This window comes from Quadrisphaera sp. DSM 44207 (assembly GCF_900101335.1).
Taxonomy (GTDB): Bacteria; Actinomycetota; Actinomycetes; order Actinomycetales; family Quadrisphaeraceae; genus DSM-44207.
On record NZ_FNKA01000004.1, the window covers coordinates 100,826 to 114,627 of the forward strand.

Consider the following 13,802-nt stretch of genomic DNA (forward strand, 5'->3'; position numbering starts at 1 on the left):
GCGCCGTCACCAGCACCCCGGCCCGCACCCCGACCTCCCGGAGCCCGCCCGTGATCCGCCACCCCGTGCGCGTGCACCCCAGCGCCGAGCCCCTGCCCCGCGAGGAGCAGCTGGCCTGGAGGATCGCCGAGCTGGCCGCCGACCGCACCGCCCCCGTGCCGGACGAGGTCGCCGACATGGTCGTCAACCGGGTGATCGACAACGCCGCCGTCGCGACGGCGGCCCTGGCCCGCGAGCCCGTGGCCGCCGCCCGCGCCCAGGCGCTCGCCCACCCGTACGACCCCGGCGCCACCGTCCTCGGTGTCCCGCAGCAGCAGCGCACCAGCCCCGAGTGGGCGGCGTGGGCCAACGGCGTCGCCGTGCGCGAGCTGGACTTCCACGACACCTTCCTCGCCGCGGACTACTCCCACCCCGGCGACAACATCCCGCCCGTGCTCGCCGTCGCCCAGCACCTGGCGCGCCGCCGGGGCCTGACCGGCGCGGACGTCGTCCGGGCCGTCGCCACCGCCTACGAGGTGCAGGTCGCGCTCGTGCGGGCGATCAGCCTGCACCGGCACAAGATCGACCACGTCGCCCACCTCGGGCCCTCCGCGGCGGCGGGCGTCGGGGCGCTGCTGGGCCTGGACGCCGCCACCACCTTCCAGGCCGTCGGGCAGGCGCTGCACACGACGACGGCGACGCGGCAGTCGCGCAAGGGCGAGATCTCCACGTGGAAGGCGCACGCGCCCGCCTTCGCCGGCAAGGTCGCCGTCGAGGCCGTGGACCGCGCGATGCGCGGGCAGACCTCCCCCACCCCGATCTACGAGGGCGAGGACGGCGTCATCGCGTGGCTGCTCGACGGGCCCGGCGCCCGCTACGAGGTGGAGCTGCCCGGCCCCGGCGAGCCGCGGCGGGCGATCCTCGACACCTACACCAAGGAGCACTCCGCCGAGTACCAGGCGCAGGCGATCATCGACCTCGCGCGGCGCCTGCGCGCGCAGCACCCGGAGGCCGCCGACCCCGACCGCGTGGCCTCGATCGTGCTGGCCACGAGCCACCACACCCACACCGTCATCGGCTCGGGCGCGAACGACCCGCAGAAGTACGACCCGAGCGCGTCGCGGGAGACCCTGGACCACTCGATCCCCTACATCCTCGCCGTCGCCCTGCAGGACGGCGCGTGGCACCACGTCGACTCCTACGCCCCCGCGCGGGCGGCCCGCCCCGACACGGTGGCGCTGTGGCGGAAGGTCACCACGACCGAGGACCCGGAGTGGACCCGCCGCTACCACTCCCCCGACCCGGCCGAGAAGGCGTTCGGGGGCCGGGTGGAGGTCACCCTCGTCGACGGCACCCGGATCGTCGACGAGATCGCCGTCGCCGACGCGCACCCGCTCGGCGCGCGCCCGTTCGCCCGGGAGCAGTACGCGGCGAAGCTGCGCGCGCTCGCGGCCGGCGTGCTCGAGGACGCCGAGGTCGAGCGCTTCCTCGACGTCGCGCAGCGCCTGCCGTCGCTCGGCCCGGACGAGCTCGCCGACCTGACCGTCACGGCGCCGCCGGGCGTCCTGGACGCCGTGCGCACCCCCGAGGGGATCTTCTGATGCTCTACTCGACGACCCCGCCGTCCGCCAAGCGCGCCGCGCTGCGCCGGCGCCTGGCGAGCGGGGAGCTGCTGCGCTTCCCCGGCGCGTTCAACCCGCTCTCGGCGCGGCTGGTGCAGGAGAAGGGCTTCGAGGGCGTCTACGTCTCCGGCGCCGTGCTGGCGGCCGACCTGGGCCTGCCCGACATCGGGCTGACGACGGCCACCGAGGTCGCCGGGCGCAGCCAGCAGATCGCCCGCGTGACCGACCTGCCGGCGCTCGTGGACGCCGACACCGGGTTCGGGGAGCCGATGAACGTCGCGCGCACCGTGCAGGCCCTCGAGGACGCCGGCGCGGCGGGCCTGCACGTCGAGGACCAGGTCAACCCCAAGCGGTGCGGGCACCTGGACGGCAAGGCCGTCGTCGACACCGCCACGGCGGTCAAGCGCATCCGCGCCGCGGTCGACGCCCGGCGCGACCCCGACCTGCTCCTCATGGCGCGCACCGACGTCCGCGGCGTGGAGGGCCTGGACGCGGCGCTGGACCGGATGAGGGCGCTCGTCGACGCCGGCGCCGACGCGATCTTCGCCGAGGCGATGGCCGACCTGCGCGAGTTCGAGGCCGTGCGCGCCGCCGTCGACGTGCCCGTGCTCGCCAACATGACCGAGTTCGGGCGCTCGGCGCTGTTCACCACCGCCCAGCTCGCGGACGTCGGCGTCAACATCGTCATCTTCCCGGTCTCGCTGCTGCGGATCGCCATGGGCGCGGCCGAGCGCGCCCTCGACGTCCTCGCCGCCGAGGGCACCCTGGAGCCGGTGGTGCCGGCGATGCAGACGCGGGCGCGCCTGTACGAGCTGGTCGACTACGGCGGCTACGAGCGCTTCGACTCCTCGGTCTTCGACTTCCCCGTCCCGGGGGCGTCGTGAGCGAGATCCGCAAGGGCCTGGCCGGCGTCGTCGTCGACACGACGGCGATCTCGAAGGTCGACCCCGAGACCAACTCGCTGCTCTACCGCGGCTACCCCGTGCAGGAGCTCGCCGCCCGCCGCGGGTTCGAGGAGGTCGCGCACCTGCTCTGGCACGGGGAGCTGCCGACGCCGGGCGAGCTGGCCGCGCTGCAGGCGGCCGAGCGCTCCTCTCGGGCGCTGCCGGACGCCGTCCGGGCCGTCGTCGACGCCCTGCCCGCGAGCGCCCACCCGATGGACGTCGTGCGCACCGCCGTCAGCGTGCTCGGCGCGAGCGACCCCACCGCCGGGGACTCCTCGGCCGAGGCCAACACCGCCAAGGCGGTGCGGCTGCTCGCGCAGCTGCCGACCGTCGTCGCGCACGTGCAGCGGCGGCGGCGCGGGCTGGAGCCGGTGCCGCCGCGCGACGACCTCGACCACGCGGCGAACTTCCTGCACATGGCGTTCGGGGCGGTGCCCGACCCGGTCGTCGTCGACGCCTTCCGCACCTCCCTCGTCCTCTACGCCGAGCACTCCTTCAACGCCTCCACGTTCACCGCGCGCGTGATCACCTCGACGCTGTCGGACCTGCACTCCGCCGTCGTCGGCGCCATCGGCGCCCTCAAGGGCCCCCTGCACGGCGGCGCGAACGAGGCCGTGATGCACGTGCTGGAGGAGGTCGGCGACGCCTCGCGCGCCGAGGCGTGGCTGGACGACGCGCTGGCCGCCGGGCGCAGGGTGATGGGCTTCGGGCACCGCGTGTACAAGCACGGCGACTCCCGCGTGCCGACGATGAAGGCGGCGCTGGACCGCCTCGTGGCCCACTACGACCGGCCCGACCTCGCGGCCCGCTACGACGCGCTGGAGCGGGCGGTGGGAGCGCGCAAGGGCATCGAGCCGAACCTGGACTACCCCTCCGGCCCGGCGTACCACCTCATGGGCTTCGACACCGAGGTCTTCACGCCGATCTTCGTCGCGGCCCGGGTGACCGGGTGGACGGCGCACGTCATGGAGCAGCTGTCGGCCAACGCCCTGATCCGCCCGCTCAGCGAGTACGTCGGGCCGGAGGAGCGCTCCCTGCCGGCGTGAGGCGCCCGCCGCTCGGTGAGCCGGACCCCGACGCCGTGCCCGAGGATGGGCGACGTGCCGGTCCCGCGCGAACCCGCCCGCGACGCCGCTGCCGAGCCCGCCGTCGACCTCAACGCCGACCTCGGCGAGGGGCTGGGGGTGTGGCGCCTGGGGGACGACGCGGCGCTGCTCGACCTGGTCAGCAGCGCCAACGTCGCCTGCGGCTTCCACGCCGGTGACGCGGCCACCCTGCTCGCCGCGTGCGAGGGCGCCGCGCGGCGCGGCGTCGCGGTGGGGGCGCAGGTCTCCTACCGCGACCTCGTCGGCTTCGGCCGCCGGTTCGTGGACTACGAGCCCGCCGACCTGACCGCCGACGTCCTCTACCAGCTGGGGGCCCTCGACGGCCTGGCCCGCGCCGCCGGCACCCGGGTGCGCTACCTCAAGCCGCACGGCGCCCTCTACCACGCCGTGGTGCACCACGAGGCGCAGGCCGCCGCCGTCGTCGAGGCGGTCCGGCGCTACGACGCGGCGCTGCCCGTGCTCGGCCCGCCCGGCTCCGCGCTGCTGCGCGCCGCGCAGGGGGCGGGGCTGCGCGCCGCGCCCGAGGCGTTCGCCGACCGCGGGTACACCCCGGCCGGCACCCTCGTGCCGCGCGGGGAGCCCGGCGCGCTGCTCGCGGACGCCGGCGAGGTCGCGGCGCGCGTGCTCGCCCTCGTCACCGAGGGCGTCGTGCGCGCCGTGGACGGCACGCCCGTGGCCGTGGCCGCCGAGTCGGTGTGCCTGCACGGCGACACCCCGGGCGCCGTGGCGATGGCGCGGGCGGTGCGCGAGCGCCTGCAGGAGGCCGGCGTTGCCGTGCGCCCCTTCGCGGGCGGCTGACGTGCGCGTCCTGCCCGTCGGCGACGCCGCGCTGCTCGTCGAGCTCGACGACCTGGCCGCCGTGCTCGCCGTCCACCGCGCGCTGAGCGCGGCGCCGCCGACCGGGGCGGTCGACCTCGTGCCCGCCGCCCGCACGGTGCTCGTGCGCGCCGGCGCGCCGGGAGCGCTCGACGCCGCCGCCGTGGCCGCCGCCGCGGGCGCCGCCCTGGCCGCGGCGGACGGCGCGGACGCCGGGGCGGACGGCGGGGCCCGCGACGTCGGCGCGGACGGCGGCGAGGTCGTGGAGGTGGTCGAGGTCCCCGTCGTCTACGACGGGGAGGACCTGGCGGAGGTGGCGCGCCGAACCGGCCTGAGCACCGCCGGCGTCGTCGCCGCGCACACCGGCTCGACGTGGACGGTCGCCTTCTCCGGGTTCGCTCCCGGCTTCGGCTACCTCGTCGGCGGCGACGAGCGGCTGCGCGTGCCCCGCCGCGCCGAGCCGCGCACCCGCGTGCCCGCCGGCGCGGTCGCCCTGGCCGGGGAGTTCACCGGTGTCTACCCGCGCCCCTCCCCCGGCGGCTGGCAGCTGATCGGGCGCACGTCCCTGCCGGTCTGGGACGCCGAGCGCGACCCGCCGGCCCTGCTGCGCCCCGGCGTCCGCGTGCGGTTCACGGCGGTGGGCGCGTGAGCGCGCCTGCCCCCACCGGCGCCCGGGCGCTGCACGTCCTGGCACCCGGCCCGCACGCCGCGGTGCAGGACCTCGGGCGCCCGGGGCGCGCGGCGCTCGGCGTGGGGGCCTCCGGCGCGGCCGACCGCGCGGCGCTGCGCCGGGCGAACCGGCTGCTGGGCGACCCGGAGGGCACCGCGGCGGTGGAGACCACGCTCGGCGGGCTGCGCGTGCGCGCGGAGGGCGACCTGCTGGTCGCGGTCACCGGCGCCCCGGTGCCCGTGATGGTCAGCGGGCGCGGGAGCGTGCGCACCGCGGGCACCGAGGAGGTGCTGCGCCTGCGCGCCGGCGAGGAGCTGGCCCTCGGCACGCCGACCAGCGGGCTGCGCGGCTACGTCGCCGTGCGCGGCGGGATCGCCGTCCCGCCGGTGCTGGGCAGCCGGTCCACCGACGTCCTGGCCGGGCTCGGTCCGCCGCTCCTGGCCGCCGGGACGGTGCTGCCGGTGGGTCCCGCGCCCGCCGCGCCGCCCGTGCTCGACGCGCTGCCGGTGCCGGCGCCGCCCGCGGGCGACCTCGTGCTGCGCGTGGTGCTCGGGCCGCGCGACGACTGGTTCACCCCCGAGGCCGTGCGCGCGCTGCTGGGCGCGGCGTGGACCGTGGGGCCGGCCAGCGACCGCGTCGGCATGCGCCTGCTCGGGCCGGCGCTGGCGCGCACCCGTGCGCAGGAGCTGCCCAGCGAGGGCCTCGTGCGCGGCGCGCTGCAGGTGGCCGCCGGCGGGGCGCCCACGCTCATGCTCGCCGACCACCCCGTCACGGGCGGCTACCCGGTGATCGCCGTCGTGCTCGACGCCGACACCGACGCGGCCGCGCAGGCGCGCCCGGGGCAGCGGCTGCGCTTCACGCGCGCGGCGGGGTCGTCTCCGGCGCGCTCTGCGGGGACGGCGCGAGCGTCCCCGACCCCTCGGTAGCGGCGCGCCCGCCGCTCTCCCCGCGGCTGGCGAGGGCGTCGTCGCGGGCGCCGCCGGGCCCCTCGGTCGTCCCGGGGACCTCCGTCGCCCCGGCCCCGAGGGCCTCCCGCCGCTCGTAGAGCGCCTCGAGCACCGGCATCCGCCGGCCGTGCAGCTCCTCCTCGGCGATGAGGGCGTCCACCTGGCTGGCCGGCAGGTCGGCGACCCGGGCGACCACCTCCTCGGTGGACAGGCGGTCGACGTCGGGGATCGGCGAGTCGCTGGTGCTCATGGCGCCTTCCTACCCGATCGACCGCCCGCCCGCCGCGCTCAGCGGGGCTGGGCGGGGTTGGTGGGGTCGCCCTGCGACGGCGGGTTGATCTTCGGGCCCTCGGTGGCGGGGCTCGCGACGGAACCGCCGCCGGGCGCCGGCGGCGCCTGCAGGTCGATCGCGGCGGCGTCCCCGCCGCTGGGGGTGGCACCGGCGTCCAGCTGCTCGCGGCGCGCGCGCAGCACCTGCAGGACGGGCGCCCGACCGCCGTGCTGCTCCTCGAACGCGATCAGGGCGTCGACCTGCGGCGCGCTCAGGCTGCGGATGCGCGCCGTCACGTCACCCAGCGGCAGGTGGTCGAAGTCCGGGATCGGCAGGTCGCTCGTGCTCATGACCGGCTCCTACCCCGCGGGCGCGGCGGCTCACCGGGGCGGGGCGCCCGGCGGGTCAGCGGCGCAGCAGCCGGACGGCGAGGGCGGCCAGCCCCGCGGCGACGAGGAGCTCCTGCGGCCAGCGGCGCGGGGACTCGCGCTGCAGCCGCTTGTGGAAGGCGTCGAAGCGGGCCGGGTACGGCGAGGCGCCGAAGAACAGCTGCGACGGCTTGTCGAGGTCCGGCGCCGCCGCCCCGGCCATGCCGGCGAGCACGGCGAGGCGGCGCGGGCGCGGCGCCAGCGCCGTCCCGGCCGCCAGGGCGGCCAGCCCTGCCAGGCCGTCGACGACGGCGACGCGCAGGAACACGTGCTCGCGCTCGTCCCCCCAGTGCGGCGCGGCGTCGAGGAGCAGGTGGCTGACGGCGCCCGCGACGAAGGCGGCCGCGGGACGGCGCCCGAGCGGCCCCGCGGCGGCCAGGACGGCGCCCGAGAGGACGTGGTTGGTCACCAGCACGGGCCCAGCATGCCGCCGTCCGGGCGGTCGCGGGGCGCTCGACGTGCGGGGACGCCGCCGGCGGCCGACGATGCGCCGGTGGCGAACCACCCGCAGGGCCTGGACGACGTCCGCGACGACTGGCGGTCGGCGGTCAACATGACGCCGGAGGAGCTGGAGGACTGGCTGTCCACCGAGCAGTCCCAGTCGGTCGGTGACACGTCCGGGGACGGCGAGTCCACCGGGCACCGCTCGGGCCGCCGGATCGTGGAGGTCCTGCGCACGAAGCAGGCCGACCTCACCGACGACGACGTCGCGCACATGCGCAAGGTCGTCGGCTACGTGCACCGCCACCTCGCGCAGCGCCCGTCCGGGGACGTCACCGAGACGAAGTGGCGCTACTCCCTGATGAACTGGGGCCACGACCCCCTGAAGGACTGACCCGCACCGTGCCCCGCCTGCGCACCGTCTCGCCCGACACCAGGGGCTGGACCCGCCGCCGCTCCGGCCGCGGCTTCACCTACCTCGACGCCGTCGGCGACCGCCTGCCCCCCGCGGACGCCGAGCGCTGCCGGGCGCTCGTCATCCCGCCGGCGTGGAAGGAGGTGTGGATCTGCCCCGCGCCCAACGGCCACATCCAGGCCGTCGGCACCGACGACGCCGGGCGCCGCCAGTACCTGTACCACCCGCTGTGGCGCGAGCAGCGCGACCGCGCCAAGCACGAGCGCATCCTCGAGGTCGCCGAGCGCCTGCCGGCGGCGCGCACGCTGGTCTCCGAGCACATCGCGCTGCCCGGCATGCCGCGCGAGCGCACCCTGGCCACGGCGTTCCGCCTCCTCGACCTCGGCTTCTTCCGCGTCGGCGGCGAGGGGTACGTCGAGTCCGGCGGCAGCTACGGGCTGGCGACGATCGAGAAGAAGCACGTGCGCCTGGACGGGTCGCTCGTCGTCTTCGACTACGTCGCCAAGCACGGCAAGCAGCGCGTCCTGGCGCTGGCCGACGAGTCGGTGCACGACGTCGTCGGCACGCTGCTGCGCCGCCGCGGCGGGGACGACGACCTGCTGGCCTACAAGGACGCCGGCGGCTGGCACGACATCACCAGCAGCGACATCAACGCCTACGTCAAGGACGTCGTCGGCGGCGACGTGTCGGCCAAGGACTTCCGCACCTGGCACGCGACCGTGCTCGCCGCCGTGGCGCTCGCGGTCTCCACGCACGCCGCGGAGAGCCCGACCGCGCGCAAGCGCGCGGTCTCGCGCGCCATGACGGAGGTCTCCGAGTACCTGGGCAACACGCCGACCGTGGCGCGGGCCTCCTACGTCGACCCGCGCGTGGTCGACCTCTTCGAGGACGGCACGACGATCGAGCCGGCCCTGAGCGAGCTCGGGCTCGAGGCCTCCTTCGGGCAGCCCGCCACGCACGGGGCGATCGAGCGCGCCGTGCTGGACCTGCTGCGCACGCCGCCGCCGAGCGTGCGGCGGGCCCGGCGCCGCTGAGGGCCGCCGGCCGCTGCCGAGGGCGGCGCCTCAGCCCCAGCCCAGCTCGTGCAGGCGCTCGTCGTCGATGCCGAAGTGGTGGGCGACCTCGTGCACGACCGTGACGGCGACCTCGTCGGCGACCTCCTCGCGGCTGCCGCACGCGCGCAGCGTCGGGCCGCGGAAGACCGTGATGCGGTCGGGCAGCGCCCCGGCGGCCCACCACTCCCCGCGCTCGGTGAGCGGGGTGCCCTCGTAGAGGCCGAGCAGGTCGTCCGGCTGGTCCTCCGGCGGCTCCTCCTCGACGAGGACGACGACGTTGGACATCATCCGGGCCAGCTCCTGCGGCAGCTGGTCCAGCCCGTCGGCGACCGCCTCCTCGAACTCACCCTCGGTCATCTCCACCACGGCGACCATCGTGCCGCCCGCGCCGGCGTCCGGTGTCAGGGCGACGACGCCCTCGCGCCCGCCGACGTGCTGACACGCGCTGGCAGGACGCCGGCGGGCGGGCGGTCAGGCGGCGCTGAGGCGGGCGACCTCGTCGGCGCTCAGCTGCAGGTCGGCGGCCTCGGCGGAGGCCCGCGCCGTCTCCGGGCGGCTGGAGCCCGGGATCGGGACGACGCGCTCGCCCAGCGCCAGCATCCACGCGATCGTGACCTGCTGGGGGCTGACCCCGCGCGCCCGCGCCACCTCGGCGAAGGCCGCGTGCCGGCTGCCGAGCTCGGAGGCGCTGGAGATCCCGCCGAGCGGGCTCCACGGCAGGAAGGCGACGCCCATCTCCTCGCACAGGCGCAGCTCGGGCTCGCTGGAGCGGAACGCCGGCGAGAACTGGTTCTGCACGCTCACCAGCCGCCCGCCGAGCACCTCCTGCGCCTGCCGGATCTGCTCGGGGCTCGCGTTGGAGATCCCGGCCATCCGGATCGTGCCGGCGTCCAGCAGCTCGGCGAGCGCGCCGAGCGACTCCGCGTAGGGCACCTGCGGGTCGGGCCGGTGCAGCTGGTACAGCCCGATGGCGTCGACGCCCAGGCGCTGCGCGGACGCCTGGGCGGCCTCCTTCAGGTGGCCCGGGCTGGAGTCGATGGTCCACGACCCGTCGCCGGGCCGCAGGTGCCCGCCCTTGGTCGCCACCAGCACCGCGGAGGCGTCCCCGCCCCAGGTGCGCAGGGCCTCGGCGACCAGCTCCTCGTTGTGCCCGACCTCGTCGGCGTGCAGGTGGTACGCGTCCGCGGTGTCGATCAGCGTCACCCCCGCGTCCAGGGAGGCGTGGATCGTCGCGATCGACCGCTCGCGGTCCGGGCGGCCCTCGATCGACATGGGCATCGCGCCCAGCCCGACGGCCGAGACGGTGGTGTCACCGATGGTGCGGGTCCTCATGGTGGGTGCTCCTCGGGATGGGGGGAGGTCTGCTCGGGCCTGTTGCCGCTACCCGCCCGAACACCCGCTATGCTCGTGCCCGTCCTCGACGGTCCGACGTCCCGGGCCCGCTCGCCAGGGGGCGTCCCAGCCCCCATCGTCTAGCGGCCTAGGACACCGCCCTTTCAAGGCGGCAGCGCGGGTTCGAATCCCGTTGGGGGTACGGCACCACCGGTCACGCTGGGCTCACGCCCTCGCAAGGCCCCGTAGCGCAGTTGGTTAGCGCGCCGCCCTGTCACGGCGGAGGTCGCGGGTTCAAGTCCCGTCGGGGTCGCTCCGCACGCCTCGTGCTCCACGAGGCCAGGTAGCTCAGCTGGCAGAGCGTCCGACTGAAAATCGGAAGGTCGGCGGTTCGATCCCGCCCCTGGCCACCACAGCGCGTGACGCTGACCGGCGGGGATGGCACTCCGTGAGCGGCAGTGCCCGCCCCATCGGGCCCAGGTGCAGCAACGGGTGCAGCCACCGCTCGGCACGGATCGACTGCTGAGGCGCCCCTCGAGCCGGTTCAGCGCCGTCCGCTGCTCGTCGAGGACGACGGAGGCGTGGATCTCCGTCGTACCGTGGTGGTGAAGACCAGGCCGCAGCCCGGGGTGCCGGCGGCGAGCAGCTCTGCGGCCTGGTGGGCCCGATGGGCCTCGAGGGCTCGGACGCAGACACCGGGCAAGGGCACCTGCCGGTCGGAGGCCCGCGACTCGGTCGGCACCGGCTGCAGCTCGGCGTTGACCCGCTGGAGGCTCTGGCGGACCTCGAGGACCCCGCGGTCGAGGTCGACGGCGTCCCAGGACAGCCCCAGCAGCTCCGTGCGGCGCAGACCGGGGTGGAGCGCGAGGACGTACAGCACCTCGAGTCGGTCACCCTCGGCGTGGTGGAGCAGGTGCCGGCTCCGCCCGATGCTCAGGCCCCGGTCGACCTGGTAGCGAGGGCCCGGGAGGCGGTCCTCCGGCTCGATGAAGTGGCCAGCGTCATCGTGAGGTCCGTGCCCTGACCTGGGCCGGGCAGCTGTGCGGGCCCCCGGCGCGTCCGACGGGCACCGCGAGGAGGGTCCCCGCAAGCATCGGCGACTCCTCGGCGACCTCGGCCCGGCGGACGGCATCGACTGGGGTTGGTTCTGCTCAGCGGCGCCGGCCCGCCCCTGCCCGCTCAGCACACCGGCTGCCGTGGTGTCGACGACTGACGTGCCCGGGGCCTGTCATCGTTGATCCTCAACACCACTCGTCGACGCGCCTGACCTGTGCCGACGCGGTCGCCGCCGTGAGCGTCGGCGACCCGTCGTCTTCCACCGCAGACGAGGGTCGCCGGAGCACGTCCTGGCGAGCCGCCACCCCTGCCCCCCACAGTCGCTGCGCGCGCGAGGCGGCGGTCGACGACGGCTCGACGCGAGGCCTCGCCGAGGTCATACCTGCTGGAGGTGAGGTGCGGCCGGTGTGAAGGCGGCTGCTGGCATGATCGGCTCGCGCCGGATCGCCCGCGCTGAGAGGTGGTAGACGCCGCGGGCGTCGCGGTCGAACTCGGGCCAGGGCAGTGTGCCGTCGGTGGCGTAGGAGACCCAGAGGCCGTGGACGTGGTCGGCCAGGTCCTGGGGCGGGGCGGTGCCGGTCAGGCCGCGGGGTCCGGTGGTGGTGTGCAGGGTGTCGAAGACGAACGGCAGGTCGACCCCGTGCGCCGCGCCGAGCCGCCCACCGGCTGCGGGCGACCTCCAGTCGAGCTCGTAGACGTGGGTGCGGCCCTGGTGCGCCTCGGCGTACTGGCGTGACGGCCAGCGGAAGGCCATGTCGGTCAGGACGCGGGCGAGGACCTCCCCGCCGCGCTCGCCGGGCCCGCCGGGCCCGTGGTCGGCGTAGGCGGCGAACAGGGCGCGGGAGCGGGGGGCCACGCGCCCGAGCAGCCACCGCGCGGCCCACCGCGGCAGGAGGTCGAGGCGGGTGGGGGCGAACCAGGAGTTCGCCTCCTGCGCCGTCGTCCCGATCAGGACATCGACGTCGGCGCCCGCTCCCGCCGCCAGGGCTTCGAGCGGGTGGCGGGGGAGGACGTCGTCGCCGACCACGGGGTTGACCACGCCGAGGCCGAAGGAGGGGTCGACGCCGTCCTCGTCCCGCAGGTCCACCCGCCCCGGGCGTGACACCCGGCTCAGCGCGGCCACGCAGCGCTCGGCGTCCGCGGAGCCGAAGCCCTCGACGTCGGCGGGCACACCCAGCACCCGGGCGACCGCGGCGACGGTGCGGCGCGCCACGTGCAGGGAGTAGACCGCCGATCCGTGCCCGCTCTGGATGACGGCGCGCCGGAAGAGCTCGGTGGTCAGGGGGCTGGTGACCAGGCAGGCGACGGCGATCCCACCGCCGGACTCCCCGAAGACGGTGACGTTGGCCGGGTCGCCGCCGAAGGCTGCGATGTCGTCCTGGACCCAGGTGAAGGCGGCGATCGTGTCGCGCAGCCCCAGGTTGGTCGGCGCACCGGGGATGGGCAGGAACCCCTCGACGCCGAGGCGGTAGTTGAGGCCCACGGCCACCACGCCGTCGCGCGCGAAGGCGGTGCCGTCGTACGCCGGCGCGTCCTTCGTGCCCAGCACCAGGCCGCCACCGTGGACGTAGACCACCACCGGGCGCGACCGGCTCCCGGTCGGCGCCCACACGTTGAGGGTCAGGAAGTCGTCCCCGCGCCGCCACCGAGCCCCCGAGACCGGGAAGACGTCGAGGCTTGCGAGGGAGGTGCTGGCCCGCTGCGGTGCGCTCGGCCCGGGCTCGAGCGCCTCGCGCACCCCCGACCACGCCGGCACCGGTCGGGGCTCGGCGAAGCGCAAGGCACCGACCGGTGGCGCGGCGTACGGCACCCCCAGGAAGGTCGCGACGCCGTTCGTGGACCTCCCCCGCACGATGCCCGAGCTCAGCGCGACGTCGATCGGTGTCCTGCCCATGGTGATCGCCTCATTCCGATGGAGTGCTGAATCCAGGCACTCCGCGCCAAGGTGGCACTTGGTATCAAGACGGTGCTGAGTGCCAGTGCGACGGTAGGGTGATCGCATGAGCGAGCAGGTGGTCGCGGGCGGCCGCCTGTGGGACCGCACCCGGCGTGCGGTGCAGGAGCAGGTGGTGGAGGTCGCGCTGTCGCTGTTCGCCGATCAGGGCTTCGACGCCACGACGATCGACCAGATCGCCCGCGCCGCGGGGATCTCCCGCCGCACCTTCTTCCGCTACTTCGGCACCAAGGAGGACCTCGTCCTCGGCGACACCGACGAGCAGCGCCGGGTGCTGGCCGCGGCCCTGGAGGCCAGGCCACCGCACGAGGACCCCTGGACCGCCCTGCGGCGCGCCGCCGAGGCGCTGCCCGAGGCGCAGGTGCCTCCGGCACGGGCCCTCGCCGTCGCCCAGCTGGTCGTCACCAGCGCGTCGTTGGAGGCGAGGCACCTGCAGAAGCACGCGGCGTGGCAGGAGGTGCTGGCCCCACTGGTCGCCCGCCGCATGGGCCTCGACACCTCGCCGGCCCCCGACGTGCGCGCCACGGCCGTCGTCGCCGCCGCGCTGGCCTGCCTCGACGTCGCCACGCGCGCGTGGCTGGGCAGCGGGGGTCGCCGCTCGCTCGAGGACCTCTACGCCGATGCCGTCGACGCTGTCAGGGGCAGCTGACGCCAGCCGAGCAGACGTTGCAGGCACGACTCGGAGATCCCGAAGCGCGGGCGGACGACCGTGGACTCGCACTAATGCAAGACCTCTTGCATTCCGGCTCGTCTCGCTCGTAGGTTC

The 13,802-nt window shown here is 76.2% G+C and carries 16 protein-coding genes and 3 tRNA genes; 12 read left to right on the forward strand and 7 right to left on the reverse strand.

Translation table 11 applies throughout. From position 1 onward, the window contains the following. Positions 1-50: 50 nt before the first annotated feature. Genes BLS82_RS14425 through BLS82_RS14450 form a run of 6 tightly spaced genes read left to right on the forward strand, consistent with a single transcriptional unit; the run spans position 51 to position 6,063 of the window. Positions 51-1,580, forward strand: a complete 1,530-nt coding sequence (locus BLS82_RS14425) for an MmgE/PrpD family protein (protein WP_092867274.1) — start codon at positions 51-53, stop codon at positions 1,578-1,580. Beyond that, positions 1,580-2,485 carry a methylisocitrate lyase gene (gene prpB, locus BLS82_RS14430; RefSeq protein WP_092867276.1) on the forward strand — a complete coding sequence of 302 codons (906 nt, stop codon included), beginning with the start codon at positions 1,580-1,582 and terminating at the stop codon, positions 2,483-2,485. Before BLS82_RS14425 ends, prpB begins: the two co-directional genes overlap by 1 nt. Further along, positions 2,482-3,591, forward strand: coding sequence for a bifunctional 2-methylcitrate synthase/citrate synthase (locus BLS82_RS14435; protein ID WP_092867279.1), 1,110 nt, complete (start codon positions 2,482-2,484; stop codon positions 3,589-3,591). Before prpB ends, BLS82_RS14435 begins: the two co-directional genes overlap by 4 nt. A 54-nt stretch (positions 3,592-3,645) precedes the next feature. Further along, positions 3,646-4,449: a LamB/YcsF family protein gene (locus BLS82_RS14440; protein WP_255378363.1), complete on the forward strand. Its 804-nt coding sequence runs from the start codon at positions 3,646-3,648 to the stop codon at positions 4,447-4,449. Between the two features lies 1 nt (position 4,450). Then, entirely contained in the window at positions 4,451-5,116 is a 666-nt protein-coding gene (locus tag BLS82_RS14445) for a 5-oxoprolinase subunit B family protein (protein WP_092867284.1), read from the forward strand. Then, positions 5,113-6,063, forward strand: coding sequence for a 5-oxoprolinase subunit C family protein (locus BLS82_RS14450; protein WP_092867286.1), 951 nt, complete (start codon positions 5,113-5,115; stop codon positions 6,061-6,063). Before BLS82_RS14445 ends, BLS82_RS14450 begins: the two co-directional genes overlap by 4 nt. On the opposite strand, the gene BLS82_RS15880 is transcribed toward BLS82_RS14450, so the two are convergent. The 3 genes from BLS82_RS15880 to BLS82_RS14465 are packed head-to-tail and all read right to left on the reverse strand — an operon-like array spanning position 5,993 to position 7,198. Further along, positions 5,993-6,334, reverse strand: coding sequence for a DUF8129 domain-containing protein (locus BLS82_RS15880; protein WP_092867288.1), 342 nt, complete (start codon positions 6,332-6,334; stop codon positions 5,993-5,995). The genes BLS82_RS14450 and BLS82_RS15880 overlap by 71 nt on opposite strands. 38 nt (positions 6,335-6,372) lie before the next feature. Then, the gene (locus BLS82_RS14460) at positions 6,373-6,705 is read right to left on the reverse strand and encodes a DUF8129 domain-containing protein (RefSeq protein ID WP_092867290.1); all 333 of its coding nucleotides are present in this window, start codon (positions 6,703-6,705) and stop codon (positions 6,373-6,375) included. 55 nt (positions 6,706-6,760) lie between these two features. Then, positions 6,761-7,198 carry a hypothetical protein gene (locus BLS82_RS14465; RefSeq protein ID WP_092867292.1) on the reverse strand — a complete coding sequence of 146 codons (438 nt, stop codon included), beginning with the start codon at positions 7,196-7,198 and terminating at the stop codon, positions 6,761-6,763. A gap of 138 nt (positions 7,199-7,336) precedes the next feature. Here BLS82_RS14465 and BLS82_RS14470 point away from each other — a divergent pair, with 138 nt between their 5' ends. Then, on the forward strand, positions 7,337-7,618 hold the full coding sequence (locus BLS82_RS14470; RefSeq protein ID WP_369811102.1) for a DUF3140 domain-containing protein: 282 nt from the start codon (positions 7,337-7,339) through the stop codon (positions 7,616-7,618). Positions 7,619-7,626: 8 nt separating this feature from the next. After that, complete coding sequence (locus tag BLS82_RS14475; protein ID WP_092867296.1) at positions 7,627-8,673, forward strand: DNA topoisomerase IB; 1,047 nt, start codon at positions 7,627-7,629, stop codon at positions 8,671-8,673. 30 nt (positions 8,674-8,703) lie between these two features. On the opposite strand, the gene BLS82_RS14480 is transcribed toward BLS82_RS14475, so the two are convergent. Together BLS82_RS14480 and BLS82_RS14485 are read right to left on the reverse strand one after the other, a co-directional pair. Then, a complete protein-coding gene (locus BLS82_RS14480; protein WP_092867298.1) occupies positions 8,704-9,069 on the reverse strand; it encodes a metallopeptidase family protein in 366 nt (121 codons plus the stop codon). Between the two features lie 96 nt (positions 9,070-9,165). After that, entirely contained in the window at positions 9,166-10,026 is an 861-nt protein-coding gene (locus tag BLS82_RS14485; protein WP_092867300.1) for an aldo/keto reductase, read from the reverse strand. A 129-nt stretch (positions 10,027-10,155) separates the two neighbouring features. On the opposite strand from BLS82_RS14485, the gene BLS82_RS14490 reads away from it, so the two are divergent. From BLS82_RS14490 to BLS82_RS14500, 3 genes are all read left to right on the forward strand, one after another. Continuing rightward, positions 10,156-10,228, forward strand: a tRNA-Glu gene (locus BLS82_RS14490). Positions 10,229-10,265: 37 nt separating this feature from the next. Next, a tRNA-Asp gene (locus tag BLS82_RS14495) sits at positions 10,266-10,339 on the forward strand. 24 nt (positions 10,340-10,363) lie between these two features. After that, positions 10,364-10,439, forward strand: a tRNA-Phe gene (locus BLS82_RS14500). 131 nt (positions 10,440-10,570) lie between these two features. Here BLS82_RS14500 and BLS82_RS15455 read toward each other — a convergent pair. Further along, positions 10,571-10,906: a site-specific integrase gene (locus BLS82_RS15455; protein ID WP_143028876.1), complete on the reverse strand. Its 336-nt coding sequence runs from the start codon at positions 10,904-10,906 to the stop codon at positions 10,571-10,573. Positions 10,907-11,458: 552 nt separating this feature from the next. Continuing rightward, positions 11,459-12,976: a carboxylesterase/lipase family protein gene (locus BLS82_RS14510; protein WP_092867304.1), complete on the reverse strand. Its 1,518-nt coding sequence runs from the start codon at positions 12,974-12,976 to the stop codon at positions 11,459-11,461. 106 nt (positions 12,977-13,082) lie between these two features. On the opposite strand from BLS82_RS14510, the gene BLS82_RS14515 reads away from it, so the two are divergent. Beyond that, on the forward strand, positions 13,083-13,685 hold the full coding sequence (locus BLS82_RS14515; protein ID WP_092867306.1) for a TetR family transcriptional regulator: 603 nt from the start codon (positions 13,083-13,085) through the stop codon (positions 13,683-13,685). Positions 13,686-13,802 lie beyond the last annotated feature (117 nt).

What these genes read in the sequence shown, in the direction of transcription:
- prpB (WP_092867276.1), top strand. Translation starts at nt 1,580, where the DNA reads ATGCTCTACTCGACGACCCCGCCGTCCGCCAAGCGCGCCGCGCTGCGC.
- BLS82_RS15880 (WP_092867288.1), bottom strand. Translation starts at nt 6,334, where the DNA reads ATGAGCACCAGCGACTCGCCGATCCCCGACGTCGACCGCCTGTCCACC.
- BLS82_RS14460 (WP_092867290.1), bottom strand. Translation starts at nt 6,705, where the DNA reads ATGAGCACGAGCGACCTGCCGATCCCGGACTTCGACCACCTGCCGCTG.
- BLS82_RS14470 (WP_369811102.1), top strand. Translation starts at nt 7,337, where the DNA reads ATGACGCCGGAGGAGCTGGAGGACTGGCTGTCCACCGAGCAGTCCCAG.
- BLS82_RS14480 (WP_092867298.1), bottom strand. Translation starts at nt 9,069, where the DNA reads ATGGTCGCCGTGGTGGAGATGACCGAGGGTGAGTTCGAGGAGGCGGTC.
- BLS82_RS14485 (WP_092867300.1), bottom strand. Translation starts at nt 10,026, where the DNA reads ATGAGGACCCGCACCATCGGTGACACCACCGTCTCGGCCGTCGGGCTG.
- BLS82_RS14510 (WP_092867304.1), bottom strand. Translation starts at nt 12,976, where the DNA reads ATGGGCAGGACACCGATCGACGTCGCGCTGAGCTCGGGCATCGTGCGG.
- BLS82_RS14515 (WP_092867306.1), top strand. Translation starts at nt 13,083, where the DNA reads ATGAGCGAGCAGGTGGTCGCGGGCGGCCGCCTGTGGGACCGCACCCGG.